13 protein-coding genes are annotated in these 15550 nt (G+C 63.8%); 7 read left to right on the forward strand and 6 right to left on the reverse strand.

Features of this window, described 5'->3' with window-relative positions; all coding sequences use genetic code 11:
- Window positions 1-14 precede the first annotated feature (14 nt).
- Window positions 15-2042, forward strand: a complete 2028-nt coding sequence (locus PCS43_RS25450; protein WP_039972674.1) for a thioredoxin domain-containing protein — start codon at window positions 15-17, stop codon at window positions 2040-2042.
- Here the strand turns inward: PCS43_RS25450 and trhA are convergent.
- The gene (gene trhA / locus PCS43_RS25455) at window positions 2009-2677 is read right to left on the reverse strand and encodes a PAQR family membrane homeostasis protein TrhA (protein ID WP_003945269.1); all 669 of its coding nucleotides are present in this window, start codon (window positions 2675-2677) and stop codon (window positions 2009-2011) included. The genes PCS43_RS25450 and trhA overlap by 34 nt on opposite strands.
- Window positions 2678-2849: 172 nt before the next feature.
- Here trhA and PCS43_RS25460 point away from each other — a divergent pair, with 172 nt between their 5' ends.
- Window positions 2850-3617, forward strand: a complete 768-nt coding sequence (locus tag PCS43_RS25460) for an isoprenyl transferase (protein WP_003945211.1) — start codon at window positions 2850-2852, stop codon at window positions 3615-3617.
- Between the two features lie 6 nt (window positions 3618-3623).
- Here the strand turns inward: PCS43_RS25460 and coaA are convergent, their stop codons facing one another.
- Window positions 3624-4556 carry a type I pantothenate kinase gene (gene coaA / locus PCS43_RS25465; protein WP_003945270.1) on the reverse strand — a complete coding sequence of 311 codons (933 nt, stop codon included), beginning with the start codon at window positions 4554-4556 and terminating at the stop codon, window positions 3624-3626.
- Window positions 4557-4728: 172 nt separating this feature from the next.
- Here coaA and PCS43_RS25470 point away from each other — a divergent pair, with 172 nt between their 5' ends.
- The 5 genes from PCS43_RS25470 to PCS43_RS25490 all read left to right on the forward strand — a co-directional run bounded on the left by PCS43_RS25470 (window position 4729) and on the right by PCS43_RS25490 (window position 11281).
- Window positions 4729-5925 carry a hypothetical protein gene (locus tag PCS43_RS25470; protein ID WP_007726370.1) on the forward strand — a complete coding sequence of 399 codons (1197 nt, stop codon included), beginning with the start codon at window positions 4729-4731 and terminating at the stop codon, window positions 5923-5925.
- 76 nt (window positions 5926-6001) lie between these two features.
- Window positions 6002-7309, forward strand: coding sequence for a serine hydroxymethyltransferase (gene glyA, locus PCS43_RS25475; protein ID WP_003945195.1), 1308 nt, complete (start codon window positions 6002-6004; stop codon window positions 7307-7309).
- Between the two features lie 152 nt (window positions 7310-7461).
- Window positions 7462-8895 carry an amidase gene (locus PCS43_RS25480; RefSeq protein ID WP_042448855.1) on the forward strand — a complete coding sequence of 478 codons (1434 nt, stop codon included), beginning with the start codon at window positions 7462-7464 and terminating at the stop codon, window positions 8893-8895.
- Window positions 8896-8921: 26 nt separating this feature from the next.
- On the forward strand, window positions 8922-9638 hold the full coding sequence (locus PCS43_RS25485; protein ID WP_030536254.1) for a helix-turn-helix transcriptional regulator: 717 nt from the start codon (window positions 8922-8924) through the stop codon (window positions 9636-9638).
- Window positions 9639-9913: 275 nt separating this feature from the next.
- On the forward strand, window positions 9914-11281 hold the full coding sequence (locus tag PCS43_RS25490; protein WP_003945274.1) for a PhoH family protein: 1368 nt from the start codon (window positions 9914-9916) through the stop codon (window positions 11279-11281).
- A 60-nt stretch (window positions 11282-11341) separates the two neighbouring features.
- Here PCS43_RS25490 and PCS43_RS25495 read toward each other — a convergent pair whose 3' ends face one another.
- From PCS43_RS25495 to PCS43_RS25510, 4 genes are all read right to left on the reverse strand, one after another.
- Window positions 11342-11746 (reverse strand): carboxymuconolactone decarboxylase family protein, encoded by a 405-nt coding sequence (locus tag PCS43_RS25495; RefSeq protein WP_003945227.1) that lies wholly within the window; start codon window positions 11744-11746, stop codon window positions 11342-11344.
- A 30-nt stretch (window positions 11747-11776) separates the two neighbouring features.
- Window positions 11777-12202 (reverse strand): limonene-1,2-epoxide hydrolase family protein, encoded by a 426-nt coding sequence (locus tag PCS43_RS25500; RefSeq protein WP_007726363.1) that lies wholly within the window; start codon window positions 12200-12202, stop codon window positions 11777-11779.
- Window positions 12203-12219: 17 nt separating this feature from the next.
- Window positions 12220-13833 (reverse strand): serine hydrolase, encoded by a 1614-nt coding sequence (locus PCS43_RS25505; RefSeq protein ID WP_042448850.1) that lies wholly within the window; start codon window positions 13831-13833, stop codon window positions 12220-12222.
- 97 nt (window positions 13834-13930) lie between these two features.
- Window positions 13931-15502, reverse strand: coding sequence for an MFS transporter (locus tag PCS43_RS25510; RefSeq protein ID WP_030536252.1), 1572 nt, complete (start codon window positions 15500-15502; stop codon window positions 13931-13933).
- Window positions 15503-15550: the final 48 nt, after the last annotated feature.

Raw genomic sequence — 15550 nt, forward strand, 5'->3', positions numbered from 1 at the left:
ACGAGGTAGCGGCGATGGACCCACGGATGCGGAACAACCTGGGTGGGTCCTCGAGCCCTTACCTGCGTCAGCACGCCGACAATCCGGTCCACTGGCAACAGTGGGGCGAAGAAGCGATGGAGTGGGCGCGCGAGCGCAACGTGCCGATTCTCCTCTCGATCGGATACTCGGCGTGCCACTGGTGCCACGTCATGGCGCACGAGTCGTTCGAGAACGACGAGATCGCGGCCGTCATGAACGCGAACTTCGTCTGTGTGAAGGTGGACCGAGAAGAACGTCCCGACATCGACGCCGTCTACATGAATGCGACAGTTGCGATGACCGGCCAGGGCGGCTGGCCCATGACCTGTTTCCTGACTCCCGACGGTTCACCGTTCTACTGCGGCACGTACTACCCGCCGACGCCTCGCGGCGGAATGCCTTCGTTCACACAGCTTCTCGAAGCGATAGTCGACACCTTCACGAATCGGCGCGACGAGGTCGACAACGCGGCGCAGTCGATCGTCACGGAACTTCAGCGCGCGTCGGGCGGGATTCCGTACGGCGGAGCACCCATCGACGCCGAGCTGCTGAACGCGGCGGGCCGGTCGATCCTCGGCGACGAGGACGTCCCGCGCGGGGGATTCGGTGGGGCACCGAAGTTTCCACCGTCGGCACTACTGGAGGGGCTGCTCCGACAGTACGAGCGAACGGGTTCGGGCGAGATCCTCGGCGGCATCGAGCGCACCGCCGAAGCAATGGCACGTGGCGGGATCTACGACCAGTTGGGTGGCGGTTTCTCGCGGTACTCGGTCGATGCCGAGTGGGTGGTTCCGCACTTCGAGAAGATGCTCTACGACAATGCGCTGCTCCTGCGGTTCTACGCGCACTGGGCGCGGCGCACCGGATCGGACCTCGCCACTCGCGTCACCGAGGAGACCGCAAGGTTCCTGCTCTCCGATCTGCTGACCGAGAACGGTTGCTTCGCTTCGGCTCTCGATGCCGACACCGACGGCGTCGAAGGCCTCACGTACGTATGGACGCCGACGCAGCTGGTCGAGATTCTCGGCGCGGAGGACGGGCAGTGGGCGTCGGAGTTGTTCCGGGTCACCGATACCGGAACCTTCGAAGAGGGTGCGTCGGTACTGCAGTTGCTCCGTGACCCCGACGACTGGTCGCGCTGGCAGACGGTCTCCGACGCTCTCCGTGCCGCCCGGGCTCAGCGTCCACAGCCTGGCCGCGACGACAAGGTGGTGACGGCCTGGAACGGGTTGACCGTCACGGCCTTGACGGAAGCCGGACTTGCCCTGGACCGACCCGACTGGATCACCGCGGCGGCCGAGTGCGCAGGCGCTCTTCTCGACCTTCACCTGGTGGACGGTCACTTGCGTCGCGCTTCCCTCGGCGGGGCTGTCGGCGCCCCGACGGGCGTGCTCGAGGATTACGCAATGTTGGCCACCGGCCTCCTGGCTCTATACCAGGCAACGGGATTGGCGCGGTGGCTCGATGCGGCGCAGCAGTTGCTCGACGTCACTGTCGACCACTTCGCTGATCCGGCCGAGCCGGGAAGCTGGTTCGACACGGCCGATTTCGCCGAGTCGCTCGTGACTCGGCCCCGAGACCCGTTGGACGGCGCGACGCCGTCCGGTGCGTCGAGCGTCGCGGAGGCGCTGTTGACCGCGGCGGCGTTGACCGATGCCGATCGATCGTCTCGTTACGCCCAGGCCGCGGCGGACGCGTTGGCGAGGGCCACGCTGCCGCTCGAGCGTGCGCCTCGGTCGGCGGGGCACTGGCTCGCGGTGGCGGAAGCGTCGTTGCGTGGTCCGATACAGGTGGCCGTCGTCGGGGAAGGTTCGCTGTTGGCCTATGCCCGACGGCTTGCCCCGGGTGGTGCAGTGGTTGTCGGGGGTGCCCCGGATTCTTCACCGCTGCTTGCAGATCGACCCCTCGTCGACGGTGGTGAAGCCGCGTACATCTGTCGGGGATTCGTGTGTGATCGGCCGGTGACGACGGTGGTGGAACTGGCGAGTCAGTTGAACACGACGAGCCATACCGCGATGTAGTGGCAGATCGCTGCGACGACCGTCGCGGCGTGGAAGAACTCGTGATGCCCGAACGTCGTGGGCCACGGGTTTGGCCATTTCGTCGCGTACAGAATTGCGCCGACGCTGTAGAAGATTCCGCCGACGAGCAGCAGCACCATCGGCGCCACACCGACCTGGTGCGTCAGTTCACCGACCACGGGAACGATCGCCCAACCGAGGAGCAGGTAGAGCGGGACGCCCACCCATTTCGGGGCGGTGGGCCAGAGCATCTTGAGTGCGACGCCGGCGAGCGCGCCTGCCCACACGATCGCGAGGATGATCTTGCCGGTGTGAGTCGGGAGGCCGAGCATGGCGAACGGTGTGTAGCTGCCGGCGATGAAGAGAAAGATCATCGAATGGTCCGCACGCTTCATCCACGTACGGCCCTTGACCGTCTGCCACTGGATGCGGTGATACGTCGCACTGATGCCGAAGAGGCCGCAGATCGTGACGCTGTAGATCGCGGTTGCCCAAGCCGCTTTGGCGCCGACCTGAGCGCCGGCTACGGAGACGAGAACGATGCCCGCGACGACGGAGACACCGAGCGCCCACAGATGGATCCAACCGCGCATGCGTGGTTTGACCGGAAGCTCGTCGAGCCCGAATGCCGTCATGTGCAACCCCTCTCGTTCCGTACTGTTGCGAACCGCGTAACCTACGGTACCGTAGGTTACGCATCAGTAGCATAACCTACCTGCGGGTTTTCGACGCGTACAAAAACCGTGACGGCGCTCGCATGTGGCTGTCACTGCCGGGCGTAGTCTTTGACACCATGGTGATGTCACGGTGAATCTGCGCGGACTGCTGTACAGCATCTACGAGCGACGACTCCTCAGTCATCTCGACGGTCTCGCGCACCCACGGCACGTAGCCGTGATGTGTGACGGAAATCGGCGATGGGCTCGCGAGAACGGCTTCACCGATGTCAGTCACGGGCACCGCATGGGCGCGCTCAAAATTGCCGAATTGCTCGAGTGGTGCGACGCCGCCGGAATCGAGATGGCAACCATCTACCTGCTCTCGACCGAGAACCTGCGCCGCGAGCCGGAAGAGCTCGACACCCTCCTCGAAATCATCACCGACGTCGTCGAAGAGATCTCCGGGCCCGGCAAGAACTGGAGTGTGCAGATCGTCGGTGCTCTCGATCTTCTGCCTCCCGAGCAGTCCAGGCGCTTGCGGGAAGCGGCGGCGGGGACGAGCGGCCGAACCGGGACACATGTCAACGTCGCGATCGGATACGGCGGGCGTCAGGAGATCGCCGACGCCGTCCAATCGCTCCTGCGCGACAAGATCGGTGCGGGTCTGAGCGGAGACGAACTGATCCAGGCCGTCACGGTCGACGGCATCGACGGGCATCTGTACACGTCGGGACAGCCCGATCCGGATCTGGTGATCCGAACCTCCGGCGAGCAGCGGCTCTCCGGATTCCTGTTGTGGCAGAGCGCCTATTCGGAGATCTGGTTCACCGAGGCGTACTGGCCCGAGTTCCGTCGAGTCGACTTTCTTCGAGCCTTGCGCGATTACGCGGCGCGCCACCGCCGGTTCGGCGCCTGAGCCGTCTCAGAGCTTGCGCAGCCGCAGCCGGTTGATCGTGTGGTCGGCGTCCTTGCGCAGCACCAGGGTTGCGCGGGGACGGGTGGGGAGAATGTTCTCCACCAGGTTCGGGTGATTGATCGAGTTCCAGATCTCCTTCGCCGCGATGGTCGCGTCACGGTCGGAGAGGCCGGAGTAGTGGTGAAAGTGGGCGTTCGGATCGGCGAACGACGTGTTGCGTAGCGCGAGGAACCGCTGGATGTACCAGGCTTCGATGTCCTCGATGCGGGCGTCGACGTAGATCGAGAAGTCGAACAGATCGGAGACCATCAGACGCGGGCCGGTCTGCAGGACGTTGAGGCCCTCGATGATGAGGATGTCGGGCTGGCGGATCAGGTGGTACTGGCCCGGGATGATGTCGTACGACGTGTGCGAATAGACCGGTGCCGCTACCTCTTCCGCCCCGGACTTGACTTCGGTGACGAAGCGCAACAGCTTGCGGCGATCGTAGCTTTCGGGAAAACCCTTGCGGTGCATGATGCCCCGACGCTGGAGTTCCCTGGTCGGATAGAGGAATCCGTCCGTGGTGACGAGGTCGACGCGCGGATGGTGATCCCAGCGGGCCAGGAGAGCTTGCAGCACACGAGCAGTCGTGGATTTTCCGACCGCGACCGAACCGGCGACGCCGATGACGAAGGGCACCTGACGGTCGGGATGCTTCTCGCCGAGGAAGGTCGCGGTGGCCGCGAACAGTCGTTGGCGTGCCGCTACCTGTAGGTGGATCAGACGTGCGAGGGGGAGATAAACCTCGGCAACTTCTTCGAGATCGATCTGCTCGCCGAGACCACGCAGGCCGTACAACTCGTCCTCGGTCAACACCAGTGGCGTCGACTTACGCAGTGTCCGCCACTGCTTGCGGTCGAACTCGACGTAGGGACTCGATTCGTTGGTGCGCGCCATCAGCCCAGCTCACCGGCACGTAGTGAACCCGGGGCCCGGCGGACGAAACAGCTATGCGAGCAAGCCAGGCGCGTGTGCGCACGATCCGAGTGCATAGTCGGATTGTGCTCGGTGCCACGTCCGGGACTTTCGCCGGGTGGCATTCCGGAGCGAGCGACTAGGCTCGGTCGTTATGGATCCAGACACACTTGTTCGCCAATACCTGCTGCTCGGACTGGGTTTCGACCGTCTCGAAGACGGGTTCGTCGACGCGTTCACCGGTGACCCGGCGCTGCGAAAGCAGATCGAGAGCGCCCCGAAGCCCGATCCGCGTGAACTTGCCCGCACGGCACGTGAATTGCGGGGCGAGTTGGCCGGAAGTGGTCTAAATGCCGAACGCTCCCACTTCGTCGACGTACACCTTCGCGCCCTGGAATGCTCCGGGCGCAAGTTCGCGGGTGAGGACATCGGCTTCGTGGACGAGGTCGAGGCGTACTTCGACGTCCGAATCGAGAAGGGAAACGAGGACGCCTACAGCGACGCTCACCGGTTGATGGGTGAAGTTCTGCCCGGTCCGGGACCGTTGGCCGAGCGGGTGCAGGCCCATCGCAAGGCCGACGAGATCCCCGCGGCGAAACTGAACGAATGCGTCGAGGCAATGTCGAGTGCGCTGCGCGATCTGGTCCGCGGCACGTTCGGGCTTCCCGCGTCGGAAACCGTCGAATACGAAGTGGTGGGGGACAAGCCGTGGTCCGGCTTCAACTACTACCTCGGTGACTACCGCTCCAAGGTTGCGATCAATTCGGATCTGCCGCAGTTCATGGCCAACCTGCCGCGGCTGATCGCGCACGAGTCCTACCCCGGCCATCACACCGAGCATTGCCGTAAGGAAGCCGGTCTGGTCGGTTCGGGCCAGCTCGAGCAGACACTGTTCCTGGTCAACACGCCGCAGTGCATCATGGCCGAAGGCCTCGCGGATTTGGCGCTGGAAGCGATTGTCGGCCCGGACTGGGGTTTGTGGGCGCAGGACATCTACGCCGATCTCGGCTTGTCTTTCGACGGGGAAAAGGCGCAACGGCTCTCCGCCGCGTCGGGGCAACTGCTGAGTGTCCGGCAGGATGCGGCGCTGATGTTGCACGACGAGGGGCGCAGCCTCGACGACGTGGCGCTGTTCCTCGAACGGTGGTCGCTGTCGACGCCGGAACGCGCTCGCCAATCGCTCAAGTTCCTGTCTTCGCCGCTGTGGCGGGCATACACCAGCACGTATGTCGAGGGATACCGGCTGCTCGGGGGCTGGCTGGACGAGGTGCCGGTGGGCGCGGAGCGCACCGAACGCTTCCGCAGGCTGCTCGACGAGCCGCTGGTCCCCAGCTCTCTGCGTGCTGCCTAGTGCCGGGTGGAGACGGCGGGAGCGAACTTCGTAGACTGGACGCATTCGTTTCCGCATCCAGCTTGGAGATTCCTCGATGACCGCTGTGCCCGGCTCCGACGTCAACTCTGCATCACTCGCCGAACTCGACCCCGAAGTCGCCGAGGCGATGGCTGGTGAATTGGCTCGTCAGCGCGACACGCTCGAGATGATCGCGTCGGAGAACTTCGTTCCCCGCTCGGTTCTGCAGGCTCAGGGCAGCGTCCTGACCAACAAGTACGCCGAGGGCTACCCGGGACGTCGTTACTACGGCGGTTGCGAGCACGTCGACGTCATCGAGGATCTGGCGCGCAACCGTGCGAAGGAACTCTTCGGTGCAGAGTTCGCGAACGTTCAGCCGCACTCGGGCGCACAGGCCAACGCTGCTGTTCTGATGGCACTGATGAACCCGGGTGAGAAGCTGCTCGGCCTCGACCTTGCACACGGCGGTCACCTCACGCACGGCATGAAGCTCAACTTCTCCGGCAAGTTGTACGACGTCGCGTCCTACGGCGTCAGCAAGGAAGATCACCGCATCGACATGGACGAGGTGCGCTCGATCGCCCTCGCCGAGAAGCCGAAGGTCATCGTTGCCGGTTGGTCCGCATACCCGCGTCAGCAGGACTTCGCGGCGTTCCGTGCGATCGCCGACGAGGTCGGCGCGTACCTGTGGGTGGACATGGCTCACTTCGCCGGACTGGTTGCCGCAGGCCTGCACCCGTCGCCCGTCCCGTACGCAGACGTCGTCTCCTCGACCGTCCACAAGACCCTCGGTGGTCCGCGTTCGGGCCTGATCCTGGCGAAGAAAGAGTGGGCCAAGAAGCTCAACTCCGCTGTCTTCCCCGGTCAGCAGGGTGGACCGCTCATGCACGCCATCGCGGCCAAGGCAGTCACCTTCAAGATCGCTGCCGGTGAAGAGTTCAAGGATCGTCAGGCACGCACCCTTTCCGGTGCGCGCATCCTTGCCGAGCGTCTGGGCAACAAGGACGTCGCAGACCAGGGCATCAGCGTCCTGACCGGCGGCACTGACGTCCACCTCGTGCTCGTGGACCTGCGTAACTCGCAGCTCGACGGCCAGCAGGGTGAGGACCTTCTGCACGAAATCGGCATCACGGTCAACCGCAACGCTGTTCCGTTCGATCCCCGCCCGCCGATGACCACCTCCGGTCTGCGTATCGGTACCGCAGCGTTGGCCACTCGCGGATTCGGCGATGCCGAGTTCACCGAGGTCGCCGACATCATCGGTACCGCTCTGGCCGGCAACGCGGATCTGCCGGCGCTGCGTGCGCGCGTCGCCAAGCTCGCTCTCGACCTTCCGCTGTACGACGGTCTCGAGAACTGGGGCCTGCTCAGCAAGAACGTCTAGGAATTCCTTCACCGACGGCCCGGTCCCTTTTTAGGGGCCGGGCCGCTGGTTTTTTGCCAGTCGCGGATTGTGGCATCGGTCACATGACCGATGGTGGCTGAGTTCGGTGCTTCCTAGCCTGAGAGCATCACCCCTCCGGCGAAGGAAACCCCATGACCGAACAGAATCTGCATTGGCTCTCCGCTACCGAGATGGCGGCGTCGGTCGCGTCGAACAATCTCTCGCCCAACGAGATTGCCGAAGCGATGATCCAGCGCGTCGACGCCGTCAATCCGTCGATCAACGCGATAGTGCAGTTCGATCGCGAGCAGGTGACGCGCGATGCGGCCGAACTCTCACGGCAACAGGAAGCGGGCGAGAAGCTCGGCCCGCTGCACGGCGTTCCGTTCACGATCAAAGATCTGACGGCAGTCGACGGGCTGCCGACCACGTTCGGGATGAAGCCGATGGCCGACAACATCGCGACGGGAAATGCCGTCGTCGTGGACAGGCTGCGAGGCGCCGGCGGACTGTTCCTGGGAAAGACGAACACTCCCGAAAGTGGTTACTACGGTGGCACGGACAACCACCTGTACGGGCCGACGCACAACCCGTGGAAGCTCGGCAACAGCGCGGGCGGGTCCAGTGGCGGTGCGTCGGCTGCCGTGGCTGCAGGCCTCGGGCCACTCGCCGAGGGCAGTGACGGCGCGGGATCGGTGCGTATCCCGTCGGCGCTCTGCGGGGTCGTCGGGTTGAAGCCGACCACCGGCGTCATCCCGCAGACCATCCTGGCCGGGCGCTTCTACAACTGGGCGTATCACGGTCCGATCACCCGGACTGTTGCCGACAACGCGCTGATGCTCGACATCATGGCCGGGCCGGACAATGCGGACCCGCTCTCGATCGAGCGTGCCGAGACCTCGTACGTCGAAGCCTCGAAGGGCGACGTGAAGGGCCTTCGCGTGGCGTGGTCGCCGAATCTCGGTCTCGGCCATGTTGATCCGGAGGTGCTGGCAGTGTGCCTCGACGCGCTGGCGGCATTCGAGGAATTGGGTGCCCAGATCACCGAGGCGACCCCGCAGTGGGGAAATCCGTCGGAGTCGATGTGGAACGGCATCTGGGTTCCCGGTTTCGCTTCCGAATACGACTTGCTCGACTGGGAGAACCAGCGCGGCGAGGTCGACGACAACCTGATCGAGATCATGCACGAGGCCGAGCGGCTCACCGGTGTCGACGTCGGGCGGGCCGACGCATTCCGCGGCGTCATGTGGGACACGTGGACGACGTTCATGAACGACTACGACGTGTTGGTCTCGCCGACCCTGGCTTCGGCCACGTTCCCGCTCAGTCAGTTCGCGCCGTCGTGGCTCGAAGGTGCGTCGCTGCGTGAGCAGTTGCTCGATTGGCTCTTCACCTACCCGTACAACATGCTCAACAATCCGGCGATCACCGTGCCCGCCGGATTCACCGCCGACGGTCGACCGGTGGGGCTGCAGATCGCCGCACGTCACCGCCGGGACGCACTGGTCTTGCGGACTGCCGCGAACTTCGAAGCGGTGCGTCCGTGGGCGGACAAGAAGCCGGCCGATTCACTGGTCGTGGCCTAGCTCACACAATTGGCTAGATTGGTGTGATGACGTCTGTACTGCCTGATCGCGGCGCTGGACCTGACATGTTCGCGCCGCGATCGCCGGCGGCCGGGGCGTACGGCATTCTCGGCCTGTGCGCCGAAGAACTCCGCGCACGTGGACTCGCGTACTCGGCTGCGGCGGTCACGTACCGAGACCCGTCGAGCGGAAGACATCGGGCTCTGGCGAGTTCCGGATACGACGCCAGGGTGCTCGAGTTCCTGCTCGAGGACTTCGTCGCCGATCGCAATCTCTTCGGCATCATTCGCGAGGCTTCGGGCGTGCCCGTGTTCTGGCAGGACGTGCCACGATTCGAGCAGGTCGAGATGGTCACCGATGTTCTGCGGCCGTCCGGGTACGCCGAGGGTGCGTCGGTCGCATTGGGGTTCTCCGGCCGTGAGGTGACCGGATTGCTGCACATGAGCTTCGCGGATTCCGGCGTCGTCGATCGCGTACGGGAGGTGGTGGCGGCGTCCAGCGCAGCCTGCTCGCGCGTCGTGGGGGACCAGGTGGCGCTCGATCGTGTCCATCTGAGCCCACGGGAGATCCAAGTACTGCAATTGGTGGCCAGGGGCGCGGGCAATGTAGAGATCGCCGAGGAGTTGTTCGTCAGCCGTCGCACCGTCGCCACCCATCTCGAGAACATCTTCGTCAAGACCGGAACCAATTCGCGGGTTCAGGCAGCGGTGCGCGCCGCGAAGTGGGGTCTGATCGAGTCCTGAGTGACGCCGAATCACACGAGTGGCATTTTGTTACCTGGCGTTCACCAGATGTGCGGCTCGTTCCGTGGCGCGAGTGTCCGATCCGCAGTACCGTCGGCAGTAACGAGTAACCAGAAGTTACTTGTGCGGGAGGTTCTGATCGTGACTGAAACACTCAGTACGAGAGGGCCGGCGCCCGGCCCTTGTTTCAGCTGACACAGCGTCACCTGACACCAGAGCCGTCCGGCCCAGCGAGCTGAGTTTGCGCGGGTGCCGCGCAGACCTAGGAGCCCAACGTGACTGCATCACGCTCCGTCTCTGCCCACTCGGCCCGGGCTGATCTATCAGCCGGGAATCATTCGGGAGATGCACTTCGCACGTACGTCTTGGATACCTCGGTACTACTGTCCGATCCATGGGCTGTCACTCGATTCGCCGAACACCACGTGGTACTCCCACTGGTCGTGATCAGTGAACTCGAAGGCAAACGGCACCACCACGAACTGGGATGGTTCGCCCGAGAATCGCTCCGCATGCTCGACGATCTACGGATCGAATACAGCCGCCTCGACCGTCCGGTGCCGATCGGCACCGAGAACGGGACACTGCAGGTCGAACTCAATCACACCGACCCTGCGGTCCTGCCCGTCGGATTCCGCACGGACAGTAACGATTCGAGGATTCTGGCGTGTGCGCTGAATCTTGCTGCGGAGGGCAAGGATGTAGTCCTCGTCAGCAAGGACATTCCGCTTCGTGTGAAGGCAGGCGCGGTGGGACTACCTGCCGACGAGTACCACGCTCACGACGTCGTGCCATCCGGATGGACGGGCATGACTGAGCTGGACGTCGCCTCGACGGACATCGACGAGCTGTTCAACGAGGGTTTCCTGGACCTCGACGAAGCGCGAGATCTACCGTGTCACACGGGTCTTCGCCTGCTCGGTGGTTCGTCGAGCGCCCTCGGTCGGGTGACTCCCGACAAGCGCATCCAGTTGGTGCGCGGTGAGCGCGAGGCGTTCGGGTTGCACGGCCGCTCCGCCGAGCAGCGCATTGCGCTCGATCTCCTCATGGACGAGAGCATCGGCATCATCTCTCTCGGTGGTAAGGCGGGCACCGGTAAGTCGGCCTTGGCTCTGACAGCAGGTTTGGAAGCCGTTCTCGAGCGCCGCACTCAGCGCAAGGTTGTCGTCTTCCGTCCGTTGTATGCCGTTGGCGGACAAGAACTCGGCTACCTTCCCGGTAGTGAGAGCGAGAAGATGGGCCCGTGGGCTCAGGCCGTTTTCGACACTCTCGACGGGTTGGCCTCGCCAGAGGTTCTCGAAGAGGTTCTCGCCCGCGGAATGCTGGAAGTGTTGCCGCTGACGCACATTCGCGGTCGGTCGCTGCACGATTCGTTCGTGATCGTCGACGAAGCGCAGTCGCTCGAACGAAATGTTCTGCTGACAGTGCTTTCTCGTCTGGGAACCGGCTCGCGAGTGGTCCTCACGCACGACGTCGCGCAGCGTGACAACCTGCGAGTGGGCAGGCACGACGGAGTTGCGGCCGTCATCGAAAAGCTCAAGGGGCACCCGCTTTTTGCGCACATCACACTCACGCGCAGTGAGCGTTCGCCGATCGCCGAGTTGGTGACCGACATGCTCGAGGAGTTCGGCCCCACTTCCTGAGAAGTGATCTCCCCGTGCGGACTTCGGTCTGCACGGGGAGATGCCTGGGTTTGAAGTTGTTCAGTTTTGCAGCGGTCCCAGTTCGTTGTCGAGAACTTCCTGCACGACACGCATCGCCGCCAGCCCCGCCGGAGCGCCGCAATACGCGCTCGCGTGGATCACGGTTTCGACGATCTCGGTGCGCGTCAAGCCGTTTCGCAATGCCCCACGTACGTGGCCTTTGAGTTCGTTCTCGGCGCGCAGCGCGATCAGCATCCCCAGATTGATCAGACTGCGACTGCGGCGATCGAGTCCGGGACGCGTCCATACCGAACCCCAGACGTTGGCCGTCACGAAGTTCTGCAGTTCTTCGCTGTCCGTTCCCCGGGTGCGCTCGAAGGCGGCGTCGACGAAATCGGCCCCCATGACTTCGGTGCGCACAGCCAATCCGGCGTCGAAGGAGTCAGGCGTGGTGTTTTCGGACATGGCAGGTTCGCTCGCTTTCGGCAGGTGATTTCAGGCCGGAGCAAGCCTACTTCGTGTCCCGGTCCCGACGACTGCGCGGCCGACCGCGGTCACCACGCCCCACGCGACGTCTCGCAGACTGAAGTAGTCCCGCCAGACGCAGACCTTGCCGTCGCGCAGTTCGAAAGTTCCGCATACCCAGAACTCGATGCGCAGCGGTCCGACGGTGAGGATGTCGGTGCGTTCGGTGAGCACCGTGGACTCGTCGCCGACGATGTGGTGCATCTCCGCCTCGAATTTCAGTGAAGGCTTGGTGACCAGACGTAGCGCTCGCACGACGGTCTTCTTGCCTCGCAGGGTGGGGAGCGAGACGTTCTGCCAGACGATGTCGTCTGTCATCAATTCGGCTGCGGCGTCCACGTCGAAATCGGTGAGGGCCGCGAACATTGCGTTCACCGTGGCTGTCGAACTACTCATGGGGTGTCCTTGGCTGATTATTCGGCCGGTGTTGCCCGGATGAAGGTACCGAGATGATCGTGATCGAAGTACTCCAAGGTTAGCGAGTTTCCGTCGAAGGTGGCCTTCGAGACCGTCCCGGCCGGTGCGTTCTCGCCGCTGAGCGGGAACGTGAAGGTGTTTCCGTCCCAGTGGGTCAGAGGGTACGTCGCGGCCGCGGGACCCATGGTCAAGGTCAGCGCACCGTTCTGCTGCGTCACGAGCGCGGGACCCCAGTACGGATTGCCGTAGTCGCCGGTCAATTGGTCTGTCGGTGGCGCGGGAGCGGGGGAGGCCGGCGGCGTCCTCCCGGCAAGTTCGCCCTCAGGGTCGGCCTGTGAGGCAAAGGACGCTTCGTACAGCGGGCGCCACTCGCGGGTGATCTTCCCGAACTGCACCAGATCGGCGAATTCGGCGGTCAAAGTCTCTGCGACGCCGGTGGGCGTGCCGTTGGTCAGAACGACTATGCCGACGTCAGCGGAGGGAATCGTCACGAAATTGGTCCCGGCACCGAGCAGGAAGGCGCCGGAGTGGCTGGCGGTCACACGGCCTGCCGCGCTGTCGGAAACGTTGAACCCGTAGCCGTAGAAGCCGGAGCGTTCCCCGATTTCCTGCGCATGGCGCGAGACGATTTCCGGGTTGACTGCGGGCACGAGCGCCTCCGTCTGAACGACCTGCTGCCCCTGATACCGACCGCCCGCCAGCACCATGTCCAACCACTTGGCCATGTCGTTCACCGAGGAGCTGACTCCACCGGCGGGGGATTGGGCGTCGGCGTCCCGAACCGGCCCTACCTTGTACTTTCCGTCTTCGAGGATGTGGCCGACTGTTCGATTTTCTCGGGCTTGGTAATCGGCGAACCGCGAAGACGTCGAAGTCATACCGAGCGGACCGTAGATCGTGTTTTGCGACAGCGTTTCCCAATCGGTGCCCGCCGCGGCTGCAACGGCCTCTGCACCGGCTGTGACGCCGAAGTTCGTGTACTCGTATGTGATTCGGAATGGATTGAGCGGTAGTTGGCGAAGTTTTTCGAGTACCTGAGCCCGGTTGTAGCCCAGGTCCTCCAGCCCGTCGCCGGCGTGGTCCGGTAACCCCGACCGATGCGTGTAGAGATCGGAGATCGTGAGGTGGTCGGTCACCCACGGATCGGCAAGCGCAAACCCCGGCAGTTTCGAGATCACCGGAGTGTCCCAGTCGACGGTCCCGATTCCGACTTCGTGGGCGACCACCGTGGCCCCGACCGATTTCGACACCGATGCCAGTTGGAACACGGTGTCGGCATCGACGGTGGCGCTCTTACCCAACTCGCGAACCCCGAATCCCTTTGCGTACACAGTCTTACCTCCGTGCACCACGGCCACCGCCATGCCGGGAACACCGGAACTTGCCATGAGGTCGTTCGCGAGGCCGTCGAGCTTCCCGACCGCGTCGTCGATTTGCCCGTCCGGGATCGGCACCCCGGCGTCGAGACCCGGGCTGGCGTCGCTGACGACCGGCCCGGGCGCCGAGGTGGTGTCTGAATCGGACGAGCATCCGGCGAGCAGGGCGACCGTCAGTACTACCGGAACCGCCGCTGCCGACAGTCGCGAGCTGTTTCTACTGGTGATGGACACGAGATTCTCCCTAGCAGGGTTGTCGTCGGTACCACTCGGTCAATCCAGTATCGGGGAACGGCGGGCTGATATTGGGACAAATCGGGAAACCTTGTAGCTACTTCGGGGTCTTGGTTGTCAGACTGCCGAGAATGGAGCCTTCCGTGACCGGCTTCCAAGGGAGCAACAACGCGACCAGCAGAGCGGTGATCAATGCTGCTCCGACCGTGAAGTACGACGCGATGGCGAAGCCTTCCAGGCATGCGGTCTTCATCGTGTAGATCAGACTGTCCTTCTGCTGCTCGAAGAGCGGACTGATGTCGCGGGAGCGGATTTCGATGACGCTGAGCACGGACTCACGAGCGAAGCCTTTCTCCTGCGCCGACATCACGGCGTCGGGAATGGCGTCGACGATCGGAGCCACCTTGGACGTGTAGTACGAGGCGACGATCGAACCGATGACGGCGACGCCCAGGGTCCCGCCGAGCTCACGCGTCGTGTCGTTGACTGCCGAACCTGCGCCCGCTTCGTCGAGGGGCACCGAGGACATGATGGAGTCGGTCGCCGGTCCCTGGACAATTGCGAGGCCCAGACCCATGAGGACCATCGAGATCACGACGGGTCCGAGGTAGGGCGTCTCGACGGTCGTCCGACCCGCCAGGAACATCCCGCCGCTGAGTACCAGGAGGCCGAACACCATCACTGCAGTCGTGCCGAGTCTCTGTGCCGCCAAGGTGGCGACTGGGGCGCCCACGGCGACAGCTGCAGCGAAAGGCAAAGAGTGGATGCCGAATTCGAGCGGCGAGTACTCCCGAACGCCCTGGAAGTACTGCGTGATCAGGAACAAGAATCCGAACATGCTGAAGTAGCTGACAGCAATAGCCAAGGCGGGGAAAGAAAACCGCCGGATTCGGAAGAGATTCATGTTCAGGATCGGCGCGTCGGTGCGCAGTTCCCATGCGACGAATGCGGCCAAAAACACTGTCGCAGAGAGGTATCCCGTGATGCTGAATGTCGACACCCATCCGCGATGTGGTGCGTCGATGATGGTCCACACCAGAATGACGATGCCCAGTAGCGACAAGATTGTTCCGACGAAATCGAATCGGCCGACGTGGAGCGCCTTCGATTCCGGAACAACCAGCAGCACACCCACGATGACCAACAATGCTGCCGGAACGTTCATCCAGAACACCGAGTGCCAGGAGAAGTGCTCGAGAAGCCAGCCGCCCGCAGTCGGGCCGATGGCAATCGCGAAGCCGGCCATTGCGGTCCAGGCCGCGATGGCGATGGCTCGTTCTCTGGCGTCGGTGAAGATGTTGGTGATCATGGCCAACGTAGCCGGAAAGACAGCTGCGGCAAAGACACCCATGGCGGCTCGCGCCATGATCACCTGTTCGAGGTTGGAAGCCAAAGCGCCGACGAGCGACATCGCACCGACGCCGATCAAGCCGATGATCATCACTCGGCGGCGTCCGAAGCGGTCACCCAGGTGGCCGAAAGTGAGTAGGAACCCGGCGAAGGTCAACGTGTACGCGTCGACGATCCACTGCAGGTCGCTGACGCTGGCGAACAAGTCGACGCTCATCGTCGGCAGTGCGACGTTGACCACTGTGTTGTCCAGCACGACAAGGAGTTCGGCGAGGCAGATAAAGATCAGCGCAGTGAATCGACGGGACTTGGTCATCATGGGCGCCGAGGGCGCCGGTGCAAGTGTGTGAGACATGTTTGTACGCCA

Origin of the sequence: Rhodococcus sp. C-2 (assembly GCF_027854095.1) — a bacterium.
In the GTDB taxonomy this organism is placed as follows: Bacteria; Actinomycetota; Actinomycetes; order Mycobacteriales; family Mycobacteriaceae; genus Rhodococcus_F; species Rhodococcus_F qingshengii.

Excerpts from the sequence above, each read along its gene's own strand:
- PCS43_RS25450 (WP_039972674.1), top strand. The coding sequence starts at position 15 with ATGGACCCACGGATGCGGAACAACCTGGGTGGGTCCTCGAGCCCTTAC.
- trhA (WP_003945269.1), bottom strand. The coding sequence starts at position 2,677 with ATGACGGCATTCGGGCTCGACGAGCTTCCGGTCAAACCACGCATGCGC.
- coaA (WP_003945270.1), bottom strand. The coding sequence starts at position 4,556 with ATGGCGCGCACCAACGAATCGAGTCCCTACGTCGAGTTCGACCGCAAG.
- PCS43_RS25470 (WP_007726370.1), top strand. The coding sequence starts at position 4,729 with ATGGATCCAGACACACTTGTTCGCCAATACCTGCTGCTCGGACTGGGT.
- glyA (WP_003945195.1), top strand. The coding sequence starts at position 6,002 with ATGACCGCTGTGCCCGGCTCCGACGTCAACTCTGCATCACTCGCCGAA.
- PCS43_RS25480 (WP_042448855.1), top strand. The coding sequence starts at position 7,462 with ATGACCGAACAGAATCTGCATTGGCTCTCCGCTACCGAGATGGCGGCG.
- PCS43_RS25485 (WP_030536254.1), top strand. The coding sequence starts at position 8,922 with ATGACGTCTGTACTGCCTGATCGCGGCGCTGGACCTGACATGTTCGCG.
- PCS43_RS25495 (WP_003945227.1), bottom strand. The coding sequence starts at position 11,746 with ATGTCCGAAAACACCACGCCTGACTCCTTCGACGCCGGATTGGCTGTG.
- PCS43_RS25500 (WP_007726363.1), bottom strand. The coding sequence starts at position 12,202 with ATGAGTAGTTCGACAGCCACGGTGAACGCAATGTTCGCGGCCCTCACC.
- PCS43_RS25510 (WP_030536252.1), bottom strand. The coding sequence starts at position 15,502 with ATGATGACCAAGTCCCGTCGATTCACTGCGCTGATCTTTATCTGCCTC.